The 16,167-nt window shown below is 57.8% G+C and carries 19 protein-coding genes; 6 read left to right on the forward strand and 13 right to left on the reverse strand.

Annotation, left to right across the window (positions count from 1 at the left end; genetic code table 11):
- Positions 1 to 57 precede the first annotated feature (57 nt).
- The 7 genes from SIL79_RS08290 to SIL79_RS08320 form a co-directional block, all read right to left on the reverse strand.
- The gene (locus SIL79_RS08290; protein WP_233962851.1) at positions 58 to 2,298 is read right to left on the reverse strand and encodes a xanthine dehydrogenase family protein molybdopterin-binding subunit; all 2,241 of its coding nucleotides are present in this window, start codon (positions 2,296 to 2,298) and stop codon (positions 58 to 60) included.
- Positions 2,295 to 2,750 carry a (2Fe-2S)-binding protein gene (locus tag SIL79_RS08295; RefSeq protein WP_071476368.1) on the reverse strand — a complete coding sequence of 152 codons (456 nt, stop codon included), beginning with the start codon at positions 2,748 to 2,750 and terminating at the stop codon, positions 2,295 to 2,297. Before SIL79_RS08295 ends, SIL79_RS08290 begins: the two co-directional genes overlap by 4 nt.
- A gap of 3 nt (positions 2,751 to 2,753) precedes the next feature.
- The gene (locus SIL79_RS08300; protein WP_319619123.1) at positions 2,754 to 3,398 is read right to left on the reverse strand and encodes an NTP transferase domain-containing protein; all 645 of its coding nucleotides are present in this window, start codon (positions 3,396 to 3,398) and stop codon (positions 2,754 to 2,756) included.
- Positions 3,395 to 4,447 carry an XdhC family protein gene (locus SIL79_RS08305; RefSeq protein ID WP_319619124.1) on the reverse strand — a complete coding sequence of 351 codons (1,053 nt, stop codon included), beginning with the start codon at positions 4,445 to 4,447 and terminating at the stop codon, positions 3,395 to 3,397. The genes SIL79_RS08300 and SIL79_RS08305 overlap by 4 nt, the downstream gene beginning before the upstream one ends.
- A gap of 153 nt (positions 4,448 to 4,600) precedes the next feature.
- Positions 4,601 to 5,815 carry a 4Fe-4S binding protein gene (locus SIL79_RS08310; RefSeq protein ID WP_319619964.1) on the reverse strand — a complete coding sequence of 405 codons (1,215 nt, stop codon included), beginning with the start codon at positions 5,813 to 5,815 and terminating at the stop codon, positions 4,601 to 4,603.
- A 182-nt stretch (positions 5,816 to 5,997) separates the two neighbouring features.
- On the reverse strand, positions 5,998 to 6,648 hold the full coding sequence (locus SIL79_RS08315; protein ID WP_039034687.1) for a DUF2959 domain-containing protein: 651 nt from the start codon (positions 6,646 to 6,648) through the stop codon (positions 5,998 to 6,000).
- Between the two features lie 20 nt (positions 6,649 to 6,668).
- Positions 6,669 to 6,887: a hypothetical protein gene (locus SIL79_RS08320; RefSeq protein ID WP_028780047.1), complete on the reverse strand. Its 219-nt coding sequence runs from the start codon at positions 6,885 to 6,887 to the stop codon at positions 6,669 to 6,671.
- A gap of 221 nt (positions 6,888 to 7,108) precedes the next feature.
- Here SIL79_RS08320 and SIL79_RS08325 point away from each other — a divergent pair, with 221 nt between their 5' ends.
- The 5 genes from SIL79_RS08325 to SIL79_RS08345 all read left to right on the forward strand — a co-directional run bounded on the left by SIL79_RS08325 (position 7,109) and on the right by SIL79_RS08345 (position 10,610).
- Complete coding sequence (locus SIL79_RS08325) at positions 7,109 to 7,957, forward strand: virulence factor BrkB family protein (protein WP_319619965.1); 849 nt, start codon at positions 7,109 to 7,111, stop codon at positions 7,955 to 7,957.
- Complete coding sequence (locus SIL79_RS08330) at positions 7,908 to 8,900, forward strand: alpha/beta fold hydrolase (protein WP_319619125.1); 993 nt, start codon at positions 7,908 to 7,910, stop codon at positions 8,898 to 8,900. Before SIL79_RS08325 ends, SIL79_RS08330 begins: the two co-directional genes overlap by 50 nt.
- Positions 8,897 to 9,334: a D-aminoacyl-tRNA deacylase gene (gene dtd, locus SIL79_RS08335; protein WP_319619126.1), complete on the forward strand. Its 438-nt coding sequence runs from the start codon at positions 8,897 to 8,899 to the stop codon at positions 9,332 to 9,334. Before SIL79_RS08330 ends, dtd begins: the two co-directional genes overlap by 4 nt.
- Before the next feature lies 1 nt (position 9,335).
- On the forward strand, positions 9,336 to 9,806 hold the full coding sequence (locus SIL79_RS08340; protein WP_319619127.1) for a thioesterase domain-containing protein: 471 nt from the start codon (positions 9,336 to 9,338) through the stop codon (positions 9,804 to 9,806).
- A 210-nt stretch (positions 9,807 to 10,016) separates the two neighbouring features.
- The gene (locus tag SIL79_RS08345; protein ID WP_100143384.1) at positions 10,017 to 10,610 is read left to right on the forward strand and encodes an FMN-dependent NADH-azoreductase; all 594 of its coding nucleotides are present in this window, start codon (positions 10,017 to 10,019) and stop codon (positions 10,608 to 10,610) included.
- 55 nt (positions 10,611 to 10,665) lie between these two features.
- On the opposite strand, the gene SIL79_RS08350 is transcribed toward SIL79_RS08345, so the two are convergent.
- Both SIL79_RS08350 and SIL79_RS08355 read right to left on the reverse strand, forming a co-directional pair.
- Positions 10,666 to 10,848: a hypothetical protein gene (locus SIL79_RS08350; protein WP_144361442.1), complete on the reverse strand. Its 183-nt coding sequence runs from the start codon at positions 10,846 to 10,848 to the stop codon at positions 10,666 to 10,668.
- 5 nt (positions 10,849 to 10,853) lie between these two features.
- Entirely contained in the window at positions 10,854 to 11,174 is a 321-nt protein-coding gene (locus SIL79_RS08355) for a rhodanese-like domain-containing protein (RefSeq protein WP_039034686.1), read from the reverse strand.
- 146 nt (positions 11,175 to 11,320) lie between these two features.
- On the opposite strand from SIL79_RS08355, the gene SIL79_RS08360 reads away from it, so the two are divergent.
- Complete coding sequence (locus SIL79_RS08360) at positions 11,321 to 12,448, forward strand: HD-GYP domain-containing protein (protein ID WP_233962859.1); 1,128 nt, start codon at positions 11,321 to 11,323, stop codon at positions 12,446 to 12,448.
- A gap of 81 nt (positions 12,449 to 12,529) precedes the next feature.
- Here the strand turns inward: SIL79_RS08360 and SIL79_RS08365 are convergent, their stop codons facing one another.
- The 4 genes from SIL79_RS08365 to SIL79_RS08380 are packed head-to-tail and all read right to left on the reverse strand — an operon-like array spanning position 12,530 to position 16,159.
- Positions 12,530 to 13,762 (reverse strand): beta-ketoacyl-ACP synthase, encoded by a 1,233-nt coding sequence (locus tag SIL79_RS08365; RefSeq protein ID WP_144361440.1) that lies wholly within the window; start codon positions 13,760 to 13,762, stop codon positions 12,530 to 12,532.
- Complete coding sequence (locus tag SIL79_RS08370; protein WP_039034684.1) at positions 13,759 to 14,484, reverse strand: 3-ketoacyl-ACP reductase FabG2; 726 nt, start codon at positions 14,482 to 14,484, stop codon at positions 13,759 to 13,761. Before SIL79_RS08370 ends, SIL79_RS08365 begins: the two co-directional genes overlap by 4 nt.
- Positions 14,481 to 14,972 carry an ApeP family dehydratase gene (locus SIL79_RS08375; protein WP_039034683.1) on the reverse strand — a complete coding sequence of 164 codons (492 nt, stop codon included), beginning with the start codon at positions 14,970 to 14,972 and terminating at the stop codon, positions 14,481 to 14,483. Before SIL79_RS08375 ends, SIL79_RS08370 begins: the two co-directional genes overlap by 4 nt.
- Positions 14,969 to 16,159, reverse strand: a complete 1,191-nt coding sequence (locus SIL79_RS08380) for a beta-ketoacyl-[acyl-carrier-protein] synthase family protein (RefSeq protein ID WP_039034682.1) — start codon at positions 16,157 to 16,159, stop codon at positions 14,969 to 14,971. The genes SIL79_RS08375 and SIL79_RS08380 overlap by 4 nt, the downstream gene beginning before the upstream one ends.
- Positions 16,160 to 16,167: the final 8 nt, after the last annotated feature.

A 16,167-nucleotide genomic window follows, 5' to 3' on the forward strand; every position in this document is an offset into this window, starting at 1 on the left:
CGCGATGTTGATCAATTTAGATTTGCCGGGGCATGGCCCCGGCACTTTATCGACCAATCAAAGCTGCAGATACTGCTTCAGCGGCAGATCCCGGTAGCGCTTGCCGCCGGCGGCCACTATGGCGTTGGTCAGGGCCGGTGCTACCGGGGGGACGCCGGGTTCGCCCACACCGCCGGGGACCTCGGTCGAGGCGATAATTTGTGTTTCTATCTCAGGGCATTGCGGCAACCGCAGTAGTTGATAGTCGTGGAAGTTCGACTGTTGCACCTTGCCATCCTTAAAGCTGATTTCGCCCAACATCGCCAGGCTGAGGCCGAAGATGACCGCGCCTTCCAGCTGTGAATGCACTCTGTCAGGGTTAACCACAGTGCCGGCATCCAGCACTGAGATGGCCTGCAGCACCTGCAAACGCTCACCATCCAGTTTGACCTTGATGGCGACCGCCACATAGCTGACAAAGCTGCGGTGCACCGCAAACCCCCAGCCTTCGCCTGCCTTGGCCGGTGACAGTGCCATACGTTTTTCGGCGGCGTCTATGACCGTCAGATAACGATCAACATCCACAGGATGACGGCTCAGTTCTTCGCCATAGTTACCGTATTTGAAGCCCTGATTGGCAAAGTTCTCCACTCTGGGTTGCCCCAGAAGTTGCCGCCACATGGCCGGGCAACTTTGGCCGGTGCGCAGCGCCAGTTCGTCGACAAAGCTGCCGATGCCGAAGGCATGCTGAATGTTGCACACAGAGCGCAGCCAGCCTATACGGGTGTGAGCCTCGGCCTTGGCGGTCTCGCAGCGCAGCGACGGCAACTGAAATGGCAAGTCGATAAAGCCCAAATCCAGTTCTCCGTCCGAGGGTTCATCCACGCCTTCGGCAAAGGTGGAACTGATGGAAGGGAAGGCGGTGCGCGACAACAGAGCCTCCACCTTGCCATCATCACTGAGCAGCGCCTGATAATGTTGGGCGCTGATGGCGTGCAGATAGCCGTTTTGCAGCTCATCTTCCCGGCTCCAGAACACCTTCACCGGCTTGCCGCTGCGCTTAGCCAGCAGCGCCGCCTCGACGCTGAAGTCCGGCTTGGACTTACGGCCAAAGCCGCCGCCCAGCAGGGTGACATGCACCTTGACCTGCTCCTCCTTCAGCCCCAAAGCGGCCGCCACATTCTGCTGGGTACTCTGGGGCGTTTGGCTGCAGGCCCAGATTTCACAGCCATCCTTGCTGACTCTGGCGGTGGCCGCCGGCGGCTCCATCATGGCGTGAGCCAGATAGGGCACAGTGTAAGCGGCGCTGAGCGTGCGCTCTTCTGGCCAGCTTGCGGGAGGCTGGCCCAGCTCACGCCTGACTTTGCCACTCTGTTGTACTCTTTGTTTCAGGGTGGCGAGAAACGCTTGGGAGTCGTGCTTGTCGTTGGGGCTTTGCTGCCACTGGATCGCCAGTGCCTTGCGGCCTTCAAGGGCGCTCCAGCTGTTGTTGGCCAGCACAGCCACACCGCCAAGCGGCTGGAAGGCAGGCGCTCCTTTGGGAGCGGGCAGGCTGATAATATCCACCACACCGGGGAAGGCGCGGGCCTTTTTATCATCGACACTCGCCGCTTGGCTGCCGAGCACAGGCGGCCGGGCAATCGCGGCATAGAGCATGCCTTCCAGACGTATATCCTGGCCATAGATGGCGCTGCCATCCAACATGGCATCCATATCCACTATGGTGCGTGACTGACCTATCTGGGTGAACTCTTCTCTGGGTTTGAGCCTGAGTTGGTTCTCATCCGGAAGCGGCAGCTTGGACGCCGCCAGCGCCAGTTCGCCATAGCTCAGGGAGCGGCCTGACGCCTTGTGAGTCACTCTGTGAGCCTTGGCGCTGACTTCTGCGACCGGCACTTGCCAATGCTCGGCGGCAGCCTGTTCCAACATGGTGCGCGCCATGGCACCCATCTGCCGCATTCTGTCGTAGTGTTTACGTATGCTGCGACTGCCATCTGTATTCTGGCTGCCGTAACGCTTGTCGGCCAAGCCCTGCACCACCACGACTTTGTCCCAGTCGGCTTCCAGTTCATCGGCCAGCACCTGAGGTATGCCTGTTCGTATGCCCTGACCCATTTCCGAGCGATGGCAGGTGAGGTAGACCTTGTCGTCTTCACCGACGGCGATAAACAGATTCAGAGGTTGAAGCTTGTCCTGCGCCAGGCTCATGGGGCTCCAGCCCAGGGCGCTGCTGCCCAGCATCAAGGCACCACCACTGGCGCCAAAGAGTTTCAGCACATCACGACGGCTGAAGTTTTCCACTGCGGTAAATCGGCTCATGAGCTCTGCCCCCCTTTGACGGCGACATCCTTGATGGCGCTGCGGATCCGGGTATAGGTGCCGCAGCGGCAGATATTGCCGGACATAGCATCGTCTATCTGTTGGTCACTGGGGTTGGGCGTTTCACTCAAAAGCGCCGCGGCAGACATGAGCTGCCCTGTCTGACAGTAACCGCACTGGGGTACCTTGTGTTTGCTCCAGGCGGCTTTTAGCGCCGGATTATCCAGGCCTTCTATGGTGGTGATGTTCCTGCCCTCGGCACTTTTGAGACTGGTGAGGCAGGCTCTGGCGGGCTTACCATCCAGATGTATGGTGCAGGCACCGCAGAGTCCGGCGCCACAGCCGAATTTGGTGCCAGTCAGTCCCAGGAGATCCCTGAGGGCCCATAGCAAGGGCATATTGGGATCGGCCTCGACCGAAAACAGTCTGCCATTGATTTTGAGTTGCGACATTGTTCACTCCTTGTGCTGGTTGAGGCGTCTGAGATCTGTGCCCGTGTCTATGTCTATGGCGGCGCGGTGCAGCACTATCCGGCCCAGTCGTTGTTGTTGTAATTTCTCGGTCAGCAGGGCCTTGGCCCCTCGGTCACCCTGCAGTTGGCAAAGGGCGTTGAAGTCTGTGGCATTAAAGATAGCAGGCGCGCCGGGGGCATCCCGGTAAAAGGCGCTGCTGCTGAGTTGGCTGCCCAGCCAACAGTCGAGCAATTCAAGGTAATCGGCGCTAGTGAGCGCGACCTGATCGGCCAGCGCCAGTAGCAGGGCATCGGCGGAGCAGGCCTTGGCTTGCTCCGCGGCCAGGGCGATGGAGTGCCCCAACCCCTGTTGCCAGAGGGGGTTGAAACGGCAGTTGGCATGGGGCGGCAACAGCGCTTGCAGTTGCTCCTTGTGGCCGCCGAGTATGGTTAGCAGCGGTAGCAGCTCAAGCTTGGGGTACTTCTGGCTTGCCTGAGCGCGCATCTGCTCCAGCGCCTGCCAGCTGAGGCGCAGCAGCGGCGTGCCATGGCTGTCCTGTGCTGCCAGTTTGGCGTGGCCGGGCACTGAGTCATCGGCGGCGAAGCGGCTTGATGCCCCGGCGGCCAGTAACACAGGCAATAGCCTCATGGCATCAGGCCCTCAAGCCCAGTCATGGGCGCATCAAACAAAACCCCGTGGCACTGGGCCAAAATGCTGAGGGCGATGGCCCCCGGGAGTTCGCCGCCGAGTGCCAGTCCGGCGGGCGCCTCCAGTGGCATGGCAAAGTCTGCCAGCCCAAGACCGGCATGTTTGAGTACCTTATCGCGCCTGTGAGTTGGCCCTAATAGCGCCAGATAGCGTGGGCAGCTTACTTGCAGCCGTTTGAGAATGGCGCTGTCGAGCTCGACATTGTGGTGCATCACTATGGCGCCATCCTGACGCTTGAGCCAATCGGCATCCAGCTCGTTGGCGCCGAGTTTGATTATGTCACAACCGGCAAAGTCATGGCTGCGGGCGTAGGCGGCCCTGGGGTCGATAACGCTCACCTGCCAGTCCAGTTGCAAAGCCATCTGCGCCAGTGGTTTGGCATCCAGGCCGCCGCCGAAAATCGCAAGCGCAGGTTTGGGGCCCACGGGTACGGTTAACCAGCTCTGTTGCCCGTTCTGCCCAGTCTCTGGGCTCCAAATCCCGGTGCGGCGAAAGTCATTGGCGGGGAAAGGCAGAGGCTCGACATAGGTTGAGGGGGAACCCAGGGGTAAAAAGCGCGCCTCAAGGGTTGCGGGCGCTTCACCGGCTTTTGGCATCAGCAACTGCCAGAAGCCGGATTGACCGGCATTCAGAGCCTGGCGCAACTCATCGAGTGCCAGAAAATGATTCTCCCGCCCCAGAGGCAGCAGGCAGATGTTCACCAAGCCGCCACAACCCAGTTGGTAACTGGCATCCTGATCGTCGCGGGCGTCATAACAGACTTCCACCACCCTTTGTTCCGTCAGGGCCTTGTGTGCCTGATGGCGTAGATCGGCCTCCAAACAGCCGCCGCTGAGGATCCCCAGGCTCTGGCCCAGGGGATGAAACAGCATCATGGCTCCGGGTTTGCGATAAGAAGAGCCTTGTACCGAGGTGATCAGCGCCAGCACCCAGGGCTCATCTGCGCTAAGAGCCCATTGTTGCAGCAAGGTTTGCAGATGGTGCGCCATAAACTTCCCGTGTTTTTGGTGGAGAAGTTAGCATTGCATAAAATAGCACCGGGAAACAATCTTGCCGGGTGTGGCAAGTCAGGGAGGGGCAGTGGAACTCGGCGGCAAGCGCAATAAGAAGGCCCGCCTGTCGGCGAGCCTGAATGGTTGCGTCTAGTGACCTACATAGTCGATCATCTGCAGCAGTTGCATCCGAATCGCATCCGGCGTTTGGCTTTCCCAGAAGCCCGAGGTGTAGGCTATCAAGGGCAGCAGGAACAGCAGTCCAAGGACCAGCAGCATTACCGACTTGGCCGACCAGAAATGATGGCGGCTCAGGCCGAACCCCAGCGCCGCTTTCTTGGGACAGGCGGCCACGCAGCGCATGCAGGCCTGGCATTCATCGCTGTGCACTGTATTTTTGGTATGCACTATGATGCCGGCCGGACAGGCGCGGGTGCACTTGTCGCATTTCATCCCCTTGGACTCTATCAGGCAATGCTCCGGGGCGCGGCGGATTTTCAGCGGGCTGAGAAAACTCAGCAGTCCCAGCAGGGCGCCATAGGGGCAGAGGTAACGGCAAAATCCCTGACGGCGCCAGGCGACAATGGCAAGGATCAGGCCAAAGCAGGCCAGGGTGATGAGTCCCGGAGTGATGAAAAACAGCGCCATCTTGAGATCGGCTATCTTGTGATAATTACTCTCCAGGTAGCCGGGGATCCCCATAGACGGCATGCCCAGCACTATGTAGAGCAGCGCCGCCAACAACAGATACTTGAGCATACGCAGTGGCCAGTCGAGCCAGGCAGGCGGCATAAATTCGCGCTTGATAAAGCGTTTACGCAGGCGATAGAGGTACTCTCCGGCCAAACCCAGCGGGCAGGCCCAGCCACAGAAGGCCCGCTTGCACAGCAGTCCGGTCAACAACACCACCGCCAGCATCACGGCCGCCGCCGGGTGGGTTTGATCCCAGAGTCCCAGGGTGGCTATCGCCTTGAGCTCTATACCACCGGCGATGGGCAGAAACGCATCCACCACATCCGGGCGCCCAATCCAAGGCGTGATTCCGGCCTTGAGCATCAGGCTGTTGATGGTGTACTGAATCGCGACCAGAAACAGCGCCAGCGCCAACAGGTGCTGGCAGCCGCTGCGCAGGTTATTGATCCTGGGCTCGGATTGCAGCAAGCCGGGGCGCAGTTGCTGCAGCAATGCCAGGCTACCAACGGCTGTCAGCGTGGCCAGCAGCAACATGGGGCTGCTGCCAATCAGCAGCGCGGTTAAAATCAGCAGCAAGGTGAGGCCGGCGCCGAAACGGCGGCCGCTCCACCAGAGTTGGCTGACACCATAGAGGAGTGCCAGCATGAGGGTGAGCGATTCGGTCAGTGTCATGAGAATAGAGGCCAGCAACAAACGACTGCCTATTGTGAACTCAAATAAGGGCACAAGTTCTTGAGTCAAAAAAGGAAGTGTGCAGCAGATCCAAGTTTGCATTCGCAGATGGAGAAATTCGTGCACTGGCTCACAGCTGAAAAAAAGCCCCGCGGTGCGGGGCTCTCTCTATGGCTTGACGGTCAGTTACCCGACTCCATTGCCGCGATAAAGCGGTTGGACTCATCGATGGATTTATTCATCTCTTTGATAAGGCCGGAGATATCGCTCTGCAGACTGGCAAACTCACCCTTGATGGCCCCTATGGTCTGGGCGTTGAGGTTATGCTTGAGGTAGAGCATGTTGTCTTTCATTGAGGTCAGGATAGGAGGCATCTTGCTCTCGGCACGGCGCATGCTGCGGATCAGCTGTTCGTAGGAGCGGCGGGTCTCTTTCAGCTTGGCCTGGCTCTTACTGCGCAGGCTGGCCTTGCTGATCTCACCGATTTCCCCTTGCCACTCATCGAACAGGGCTTCGGCCACATCTTCCACCTTGTTGATACGGTTGCTGACATCATCGGCGGCTTCCTGAGCCGACTCATACTCGTCTTTGGCCTTGTTGTAAGCCTTTTCCAGATCGCCGCCGTCATGGTTCAGCAGCGCCTGCATCTCTTCCAGTGCCGAACTGAACTGCTCCTGTGCTTCCTGTTGCGATTCTTTGGCGTCTTTGACCCGGTCGACCATGATGTCACGTTTGTGATAGCCAACCTTTTCCATGGCGCCGTAATAGGCACTCTGGCAACCACCCAGCAGCAATCCCAGGCTGACCAGGGCGGTGGTGAGGATCTTGTTCATAAGCTTTCTCTTTTCTCTATTTATGCTTTGTATTTGGCGGCATCTATGATGCACCAGAGATGGGCGATGGCACCTATGATAGCAGGAACTACCAACCACCAGAGGGCGTAACCTGTGACTGTCACCAGAAAGAAGATCAATGCGGCCAGGATCCGCCCCTGAACCAACTGTCCCAGACCCGGGAAAAATACGCTTGCCAGCGCGGCAATCACATTGCCCGCCGATCCTTGTTGTGACATTAACTCTCTCCTTTAAATTATGGGAGAAGCGCTGAACGACGGGTCTTGGCGCATGCCTATGCATAGCGCTGGCGTCATTCTCGGCTTCCTTTGCCCTGCTGCAGTGGCAGCATCACACTTTGTAATCAGGGCATTATTGTACGAAGATAGCGACACTAGACCCAGAGGATCAAGAGAAAACCGTGAGCAACAAGATAGATACCCGCAATTTCAGTTTGTTTATGAAAGGCTGCTGGCACTTCCTGCTGCACCTGAAACAGAGATTGCAGGACGATCAAATCAATATCCGAGCCGGTCATCTGGCCTATGTGACCCTGCTGTCGCTGGTGCCCATGGTGGCCGTTACCATGTCTATGCTGTCGGCTTTCCCTGTATTCAAAGGGGTGCGGCAACTGATAGAAAATTTTATTTATCAAAACTTTTTGCCGGCCGCAGGTGATACGGTTCAGGTTTATATCAACGAGTTTGTCGGTAACGCCTCCAAGGGTACGGCCGTCGGTATCGGCGCCTTGGTGGTGGTGGCCATTTTACTGATCTCCGCCATCGACAAGGCGCTGAACTATATCTGGCGCACCAAAGAAAAACGCCAGACTGTCGTGTCTTTTTCCATGTACTGGATGATCCTGACGCTGGGCCCCGTGCTGATGGGTGCCAGCCTGGCGGCCACTTCCTACTTGGTATCGCTGAAAATATTCAATGAAGCCGATACTTATGGTGTAGGTAGTTTCTTTGTCGCGCGTTTGCCATTTCTGTTTTCTGTCGCGGCCTTCCTGCTGCTTTACACTGTGGTGCCCAACCAAAAGGTGAAGCTGCTGCATGCCCTGCTCGGGGCCATAGTGGCTGCCTTGCTGTTTGAGGCGGGCAAGAAAGGCTTTGCCCTGTATGTGACTCACTTCCCCAGCTACGAGGCGATTTACGGCGCCTTAGCGACGATTCCGATACTGTTTGTCTGGGTCTATCTATCCTGGATGATAGTTCTGATGGGAGCCGAGATCACCGCTTCTTTGCCGGAATTCCTCGATGGCGAAGAACCATTGGAGCCGCTGGATGATGACCCCGGATCGGCATAATCCGTTTGCCCGCGACTGGCTGGAGGTTGGTGGTGGCCACCGCCTGTATCTGGCGCAATTCGGCAACCCGGAAGGCATTCCGCTGCTGTATCTGCACGGCGGGCCCGGCGCCGGTTGCAGCCTTGAAGAGTTGGCGCTGTTTGATCTGCGCCGCTTTCGCTTATTGTTTCTGGATCAAAGGGGCGCAGGCTTATCGCGTTCCGAGAAAGGCCTGGCGCAGAATCACTTCCAGGGCCTGCTAGATGATCTCGAGTCGGTCAGAAAGGCGCTGCAGTTGCCGCGCTGGTGTCTGGCGGGGGGCTCGTTCGGGGCAACCTTGGGGCTGGTGTACGGCGGTTTATTCCCTGAGCGGGTCATAGCCCAGACATATTGGGGCAGCTTTATCCCCTCTGCCGAGGGCCGCGATTGGCTCTATGGTGCTGCTGGCGCCGCCAGCCGTTTCCCGGTGGACTATCATGGCTTTTCCCGCTGGCTATCCAGGAGTGAGCGCAGCACTGCGGCGCTGCTGGAAAGCTATGCCAAGGGATTTACCTGTCTCAATGCCCAGGATTATATCCGCAGTTGGCTGCGCTGGGAGCTGCATCTGTCTTTACCCGGGGGGCTGTTGCCGCCGCCAAGGGCGCCTAGGGACAGCAATATGGCCAGAATCGAACTTCACTATGCCCGCCATCACTATTTCGAAGCCATGAGTCTGTTTGATGCAGGGCTCAATAACTGGCCGAAACATACCCGCTTGCTGCAGGGGGAAAACGACTGGGTCTGTCCAACTCACTTGCTGCAGGCTCAGCTTGCGCGCCAGAGCTGCCCGATCGAGTTGCAGCTGGTGGCCGGAGGTCATCACTCGCTGGTGGATGATAAAATGCGTCACGCCGTGGTTGCAGCCCTGTGTGCTATGGGCGACACTGCGGCCTCTTGTGAAACAGAATTAAGGAGTCAGGATTGATCGCCCTGATACAGAGAGTCAGCCGTGCCAAGGTAACGGTTGCCGATGAAGTGACCGGCGCCATAGATAAAGGTTTGTTGGTGTTGTTGGGCGTTGAACGCCAGGATGATATGACGGCGATGGAAAAGCTGGCCACCAAGGTGATGAATTACCGGGTGTTCAGCGATGACAACGGCAAGATGAACCTCAATCTGACTCAGGTCGGCGGGCAGTTGTTGGTGGTGTCGCAATTTACCCTGGCGGCCGATACCAGCCGCGGTCTGCGTCCCAGTTTCTCGGGTGGTGCCAGTCCGGCTCAGGCCGAAGAGCTCTATGAAGCCTTTGTGGCATTTTGCCGCAGCAAGGGGGTGACCACAGAAACCGGCCGCTTCGCTGCCGATATGCAGGTGGAGCTGCTGAATGACGGGCCAGTGACCTTTAATCTGAGTGTTTGATATGTCTGAGCCATCACTGCTTAAGCAGCTGGAAAACACCTGGCATGGCACCATCCCCGTCAGTGCCTTTATGGGGATCCGGCCACTGGCTTTTGATGGCACAGAATTTCGTGTCGGTGCACCGCTGCCGCCCAACATCAATCTGCATCAGACCATGTTTGCCGGCAGTATCTATACCCTGTGCACTCTGTGTGGCTGGGGCATGCTCTGGCTGCAACAGCAGCGGGCCGGAGTGAGTGGTGATATAGTGCTGGCCCAGGCCGAGATCCGTTATCGGGCGCCGGTGACTGCCAATCCCGGTGAGTTGATCGAGGCCAGAGTCAGCTGGCCGGGCGTGTCACTGACGCCTTTGAGTGAAGGGCGCAGGGTCAAAGTCAGGCTGGAGGTGGAACTCTGGAGTCGCGGCCTTTGCTGTGCTTCTTTCTTGGGGGTTTACGTCAGCCAGCCCAAGCAAGAGCCGACCCTGTCCTAGCTGGGATTACCTAGGCTTACAGGTTCGGTTTTAACCTTGTAAGCCTTGAGTGATAAGCCCTAGATAACAGCCTTTCCTTTCTAAAAAATCGAATTTAATATCAAATTTTCTCCGCTTTTTTTCTATTTTGTCCATCAGTAGACTGCTCAGCATAGATTGGAGCAAAAGCTCTGACTCAAACAAATTCCTGAATCGAAGCGGAGCAGTATCATGAGCAAAGTATTAGTTTTGAAATCCAGCATTCTGGGTGGTTACTCTCAGTCCGGTCTCTTGGTCGACCATCTGATCAAGCATTGGCAGGAGCAGGGTTCCAGCATCACAGTCAGGGATCTGGCGGCCGAGCCGCTGCCGGTACTGGACGGTGAAATTGCCAGCGGCCTGCGCGGCGGCGAACAGCTGAGCGAGCGCCAGCAACAGGCGTTGGCCTTGTCTGATGAGCTGATCCAGGAACTGAAAGATCACGACACACTAGTAATAGCTGCGCCCATGTATAACTTCGGTATTCCGACTCAGTTGAAAAACTGGATTGACCTGATTGCCCGCGCCGGTGTGAGTTTCAGTTACACAGAAAATGGCCCTGTGGGTCTTATCACTGGTAAGCGTGCGGTAGTGATCACTACCCGGGGTGGGGTACACAAAGACTCGACCACAGACCATGTGGTGCCTTATCTGAAAACCGTGCTGGGCTTTATTGGAATTACCGAAGTGGAAACCGTCTACGGTGAAGCGCTGAACATGGGCCCGGATGCCAACGCTAAGGGTATTTCAGCAGCCAAATCTTCGCTGGCGGCCATCTCTGCCTGAGGCAAACATCTCTTCCACCATCAATCTGAACGCCAGTTGCTTGACTGATTTGGTTCTACTGCCCCGGAGGTGACTCCCCGGGGCTTTTTTGTGACGGCTTGTCCGGCTCGAGCGCCTCGCTGCAAAGGGGGCAAGCGGCATTAACCCCTTCGGCGGGCCACTGCTCGCGATAACGCACCCGCGCAGAGGCTTGGCCGCGATGTTGGCTTATCTGAAATCGCCCGGGCTTGCTTGTCATTTTGGTTACTCAGGCTTGCCGCAGACCAGCTCCTTGAAGGCGCCGCCGTTGAGCACGCAATCAAAGCCATTGGCTCGCAGAATGTCGCAGCCTTTTTGGGCGCGCATGCCGGCGCCGCAATAGAGCACAAAGGGTTCCTGCTTATTCGGTTGCTGCTTTAGCCAGGTATCCAGGGTATCCAGCGGCACATTCACCGCCTGTGGCAGGTGCCCTTCGGCATATTCGGCGGCCGAGCGGACATCCAGTACCCGGACTCCCTTGGCGATCATCTGATGGCACTGCTCAGGGCTCAGGCGGCCGTCTTGTGGATTGGCGTTGGTTTGCATTTTCAGACTCTCTATCAATTAGAAATTTTTTAATAAGGTTAATCTTATGGAGTTGAAAATGCAATGGCCTGGATGCAGGTCGTTTTCTCGCCAGGGCTGTTTTTTGTTCTATCCTTTGGAAAAAGGAAATGATTTGAAAATAGTGTATGGACAAGAATATGCTGTCATCCTTCTGGTTGCAGGGGCACAACGCTTCTGAGCGCCTGGAGCGCATTCACGAACATCTGCTACTCAGTTACCCTTGGGTGGATCGTATCGCCTGTGCCCTGTATCACGATTCGACCGGGCTGCTAAAAACCTTTATTAACAGCACTCACAGGGGGCAGGCCATAGTGGGTTATGAATATCCCATGTCCGACAGCCCGGTGCTCAGCCAGCTGGCCGACACAGGGCAGTATCGGGTGATAGACGATATCAAGGCCAATATCTTGCCGGAAAACAGCCATTCACGTTGGCTGCTGGAGCAGGATTACAACTCTTCCTTTACTGTGCCCCTATATGATGAACAGAGGTTTCTGGGGTTTCTGTTTTTCGATTCATACCGCGTGGCGGCCTTCGATGCCAAGGCGCAGCGGGATATGGTGCTCTATGCCAACTTGATCAACATGTCTCTGTGCACCGAACTCAGTGCGGTGCGCACTATTCTCGCCTCGGCTCAGGTGGCAAGGGACTTTGCCGACCTACGCGACTTTGAAACCGGTGCGCACCTGGATCGCATGGCGGCGTATTCGGGCCTGATCGCCGGCATAGTCGCACCCAAATATGGCCTGAGTGATGAGCAGATAGAACATATCACCCAGTTTGCGCCGCTGCATGACATAGGCAAGATAGGTATTCCGGACAAAGTGTTGTTGAAAGAGGGGCCCTTAAGCATAGATGAGCGCACTCTGATGGAGACCCATGTGGATAAGGGCGAGAGCCTGATCCGCAAGGTGCTGGGGGATTTTGGTCTGGCGCATCTGCCGGATTCGGCCATCATGCTCAACATAGTGGCCTGTCATCATGAGTATCTGGATGGCAGCGGCTATCCCCGAGGTTTGAAGGGTGAAGAGGTGCCGATTGAAGCCAGAATAGTGACTGTGGCGGATATCTTCGATGCCCTCAGCAGCGAGCGACCCTATAAGCAGGCCTGGCCACTGGACGCCTGTTTTCGTGAGTTGAGAAGCATGGTGGCCGCCGGCAAACTGGACGGCCACTGCGTCGAAGCCTTGGCGGCTTCGACCAAGCAGATCCTGGATATCATGGGGCGCTGCCGCGATGACAAGGCGGCCTGAAAGGCCCCTGCATGTGCCGATTTATCCCACTAAAGCTCTCTTGGGCTTCCTCTGGTTTTCTAAGGCTTCCCGGGGCTAAGCTCATTCCTGCCAGCGGCGGAAGATCAACGAAGTATTGATGCCGCCAAAGGCAAAGTTATTGCTCATCACCAAGTCGGTATCCAGTGCCCGGCCTTTGGCGCGAATATAATCCAGCTCGGCGCAATCCTCGGCAATATTCTCCAGGTTGATGGTGGGTGCAAACCAGCCGTCACGCATCATCATAATGCTCCACCAGGCCTCCAGCGCGCCGCAAGCGCCCAGGGTATGGCCGGTATAGCTCTTCAGCGATGAAATCGGCATCTGTTCGCCAAATACTGCGGCAGTAGCCCGGCTCTCGGCGGCATCGCCGCGGTCGGTGGCCGTACCGTGGGCGTTGACATAGCCTATCTGCTGCGGCGCTATCCTGGCATCTTTGAGTGCCAGCCGAATCGCCTTTTCCATGGTGTCGGCGTTCGGCTGCGTCACATGCAGGCCGTCTGAGTTGGTACCGAAACCCAGCACTTCGGCGTAGATGCGCGCGCCTCTGGCCTTGGCATGCTCCAGCTCTTCGAGCACCAGGGTGCAGGCACCTTCGCCTATCACCAGGCCGTCCCGGTCGCGATCGAAAGGCCTGGGGGTCAACTCGGGAGTGTCGTTGCGGGTACTGGTGGCAAACAGGGTGTCGAACACGACCGCCTCTGTGGGGCAGAGTTCTTCGCCGCCCCCGGCCAGCATCAAATCCTGCTGGCCATACTTGATGGCTTCATAGGCATAACCTATGCCCTGGCTGCCGGACGTACAGGCGCTGCTGGTGGTTATCACCCGCCCCTTGAGGCCGAAAAATACCCCGACATTGACCGCCGTGGTATGGGCCATCATGCGGATATAACTGGTGGCGGTAACGCCGCTCATATCGCCGTGTTTGAGCATGTCGCCAAAGGCGGTGATGGGTTCTGTACTGCCGGTGGAAGAACCGTAGGCTATGCCCATGGCACCTGAGGCTATCAGAGGATCATGCAACAAGCCGGCATCCTCCAGCGCCATTTCACTGGCGCGGGTGGCCATCAGAGACACCCGCCCCATGGAGCGGATCTTCTTGCGCGAATAGTGCGCCGGAGTGCTGAAGTCGCTGACCGGCGCCGCCAGACGGGTATGCAGACCGTCGAACCTGTCCCATTCATCCATGCGAACCACGGCATTTTGGCCTGCCTGCAGCTTGGCTTTGACGCTGTCCCAATCCTGGCCCAGGGCAGAAATGCCGCCCATGCCGGTAATCACCACCCTGCGGCTCATAGCATGCCTCCGTTGACCGAGATCACCTGGCGGGTGATGTAACCGGCTTCGTCAGACATCAGGAAGTTGGCCAGGGCCGCTATCTCTTCAGGCTGGCCCATGCGCCGCAACGGCACCAGTTGCTGTACCAGTTCGGGGCTGAAGGTATCAACCATTTCGGTTTCGATGATCCCGGGAGCGATGCAGTTGACCGTGATCTTGCGTTTGGCCAGCTCCAATGCCAGCGCCTTGGTGGCGCCTATGATACCGGCCTTGGAGGCGCTGTAGTTCACCTGGCCACGGTTACCGGCCAAACCGGAAACCGAAGACAGTGTAATGATGCGGCCGCCCTTGCGCCGTTGGATCATCGGCATCAGCGCCGGATGGATCACATTGTAGAAACCATCGAGATTGGTGTGGATGACGCCATCCCATTCGGCCTCTGTCATCGCCGGGAAAGCCGTATCGCGGGCGATACCGGCATTGAGAACCAGGCCGTGATAGGCACCGTTGGCTTCGATGTCGGCCTCAATGACTTGGCGGCAGGTCTGGCGCTCGGCAACATCAAACTGCAGCAGGCTGACCTTGACGCCCAAGGCTTGGATTTCGGCGGCGCTGGCCTCGGCGGCCGCTCGATTGGCATGAAAGTGCAGGGCGATATCAAAGCCGGATTGCGCCAGACGCAGGGCGATAGCCTTGCCTATGCCGCGGCTGGAACCTGTGACCAAAACTCTCTTTGTCATGCGGAATCTCCCTGCATCGCCTCCAGACTACCGGCAATATAGGCCTGGGTGTCCTGGGGCTGAAAAACGTTTACATTGGCGCTGGCGATCTCTGTTTCGCCATCAAAGATGCGGCAGTCGAACACTGCCAGTCCCGTGTCTTCCTGATAGAGGCGCTGCACCTGAGTCAGGTATTCGCGTCCGGGCAGGAATCCCGGGGTATGCATGCTGAGCTTACGGCTGCCCAGCAAAAAACCGACCCGGATAATATCACCGCGGGCCTCGGCTTCCACTCCGGCCAGTGCCGCTATGCTCTGGGCCATATATTCTATGCCGACATAATTGGGCACCAGAGCCCGGGCGTCATCGAAATAGGGGCTCTGCTCACTAATCTTCACCTTGGTCAGCAGCCTGTCTTGGCTGTGCTCGACCACGGCGTCTATCAGTATCATGGGCGCCCTGTGGGGCAGAAAATCGGCGATATCACGCTCGGTTAAAGGCTGGGTCATTCCGGGGCTCCACGGCTGAAGATCAGGCTGGCATTGCTGCCGCCAAAGGCGAAGGAGTTACTCATCAGGTGATTTAATGCGTGGCGACTGCCCTGTTTGACCAGCGGCAGTGCGGGATCCTTGCCATCCTGCTCACAGTCCCACAGATGCGGCGGCAGTTGCCCATCAGGGTTGAGGGGCGAGAGCAGCAGCCAGCAGAATACCGCTTCCAATGCCCCGGCGGCGCCCAGTGCGTGGCCGGTCAAGGGTTTGGTGGAACTGCAAGGCGGCAGTGCTTCGGCAAATACCGAGTGCATGGCGCGGCTTTCCATGGCGTCATTCTTGGGGGTGGCAGTGCCGTGCAGATTGACATAGTCGATGTCATCAGGCGTCAGCCCCGCCTGCTTGAGTGCCATCTCCATGGCAGCAATCGCACCGCTGCCCTCGGGATGGGGCGCCGAGATATGGTGGGCATCGGCCGACTCGCCGACACCGGACAGCAGCACCTGGCCGCTTCCTCTCTCCAGGGTAAACAGCGCCGCGCCTTCACCTATGTTGATGCCGTCGCGGTTGGCGCTGAAAGGATTGCAATGCCCCTTGGAGACAGACTCAAGTGCATCGAAGCCGTTGAGGGTCAATTGGCACAGGCTGTCGACCCCGCCGACTATCACCATGTCGCACAGTCCGGCATGCAACAGCCGTTTACCGGCGGCAAACACCTTGGCGCTGGAGGAGCAAGCCGTCGACAGTGTGTAACAGGGGCCGCTCAGCTTGAACCAGGCTTGCAGGAAGCGACTGGTGCCCCCCAGCTCCTGCTGAAAATAGTGGTAATCAGAGGGGAAATGACCGTGGCGATTGCGGTACTCCAGTGCTTCTTCACCCTTGGAGATCCCCGAGGTGCTGGTGCCTATGACAACCGCGATGCGCTCCTTGCCATATTTGGCCTTGGCGGCTTCCACCGCCGGGGTGATTTGCAGGGCGGCGCACAGCAACAGGGCGTTGTTACGACAGTCATAGTCGGCAAACTCGGCGGGAATGGCCGGTAATTCGCTGTCCACTACCCCGACTATGGCCGGCCGTTCAAACAACAGGTTGTCGCGGCTGACCATGCCGCGGCTGTCACCGGCGAGCAAGGCGTTAAGCACCTCGTCGGCCCGGTTGCCGAGAGGGGTACAAAAACCCGCATGATTTATGGCTGTAGTTGTCATATCTCTGT

The organism is Shewanella indica, assembly GCF_033842865.1.
In the GTDB taxonomy this organism is placed as follows: domain Bacteria; phylum Pseudomonadota; class Gammaproteobacteria; order Enterobacterales; family Shewanellaceae; genus Shewanella; species Shewanella indica.

Bases quoted from the DNA above. Each gene is read 5' to 3' on its own strand.
- SIL79_RS08370 (WP_039034684.1), bottom strand. From the start codon at position 14,484: ATGACAAAGAGAGTTTTGGTCACAGGTTCCAGCCGCGGCATAGGCAAG.
- SIL79_RS08380 (WP_039034682.1), bottom strand. From the start codon at position 16,159: ATGACAACTACAGCCATAAATCATGCGGGTTTTTGTACCCCTCTCGGC.
- SIL79_RS08295 (WP_071476368.1), bottom strand. From the start codon at position 2,750: ATGTCGCAACTCAAAATCAATGGCAGACTGTTTTCGGTCGAGGCCGAT.
- SIL79_RS08350 (WP_144361442.1), bottom strand. From the start codon at position 10,848: ATGACAAGCAAGCCCGGGCGATTTCAGATAAGCCAACATCGCGGCCAA.
- SIL79_RS08375 (WP_039034683.1), bottom strand. From the start codon at position 14,972: ATGACCCAGCCTTTAACCGAGCGTGATATCGCCGATTTTCTGCCCCAC.
- SIL79_RS08305 (WP_319619124.1), bottom strand. From the start codon at position 4,447: ATGGCGCACCATCTGCAAACCTTGCTGCAACAATGGGCTCTTAGCGCA.
- SIL79_RS08365 (WP_144361440.1), bottom strand. From the start codon at position 13,762: ATGAGCCGCAGGGTGGTGATTACCGGCATGGGCGGCATTTCTGCCCTG.
- SIL79_RS08300 (WP_319619123.1), bottom strand. From the start codon at position 3,398: ATGAGGCTATTGCCTGTGTTACTGGCCGCCGGGGCATCAAGCCGCTTC.
- SIL79_RS08340 (WP_319619127.1), top strand. From the start codon at position 9,336: ATGTCTGAGCCATCACTGCTTAAGCAGCTGGAAAACACCTGGCATGGC.
- SIL79_RS08325 (WP_319619965.1), top strand. From the start codon at position 7,109: ATGAAAGGCTGCTGGCACTTCCTGCTGCACCTGAAACAGAGATTGCAG.
- SIL79_RS08320 (WP_028780047.1), bottom strand. From the start codon at position 6,887: ATGTCACAACAAGGATCGGCGGGCAATGTGATTGCCGCGCTGGCAAGC.
- SIL79_RS08315 (WP_039034687.1), bottom strand. From the start codon at position 6,648: ATGAACAAGATCCTCACCACCGCCCTGGTCAGCCTGGGATTGCTGCTG.
- SIL79_RS08290 (WP_233962851.1), bottom strand. From the start codon at position 2,298: ATGAGCCGATTTACCGCAGTGGAAAACTTCAGCCGTCGTGATGTGCTG.
- SIL79_RS08345 (WP_100143384.1), top strand. From the start codon at position 10,017: ATGAGCAAAGTATTAGTTTTGAAATCCAGCATTCTGGGTGGTTACTCT.
- SIL79_RS08310 (WP_319619964.1), bottom strand. From the start codon at position 5,815: ATGACACTGACCGAATCGCTCACCCTCATGCTGGCACTCCTCTATGGT.
- SIL79_RS08355 (WP_039034686.1), bottom strand. From the start codon at position 11,174: ATGCAAACCAACGCCAATCCACAAGACGGCCGCCTGAGCCCTGAGCAG.
- SIL79_RS08360 (WP_233962859.1), top strand. From the start codon at position 11,321: ATGGACAAGAATATGCTGTCATCCTTCTGGTTGCAGGGGCACAACGCT.
- SIL79_RS08330 (WP_319619125.1), top strand. From the start codon at position 7,908: ATGGCGAAGAACCATTGGAGCCGCTGGATGATGACCCCGGATCGGCAT.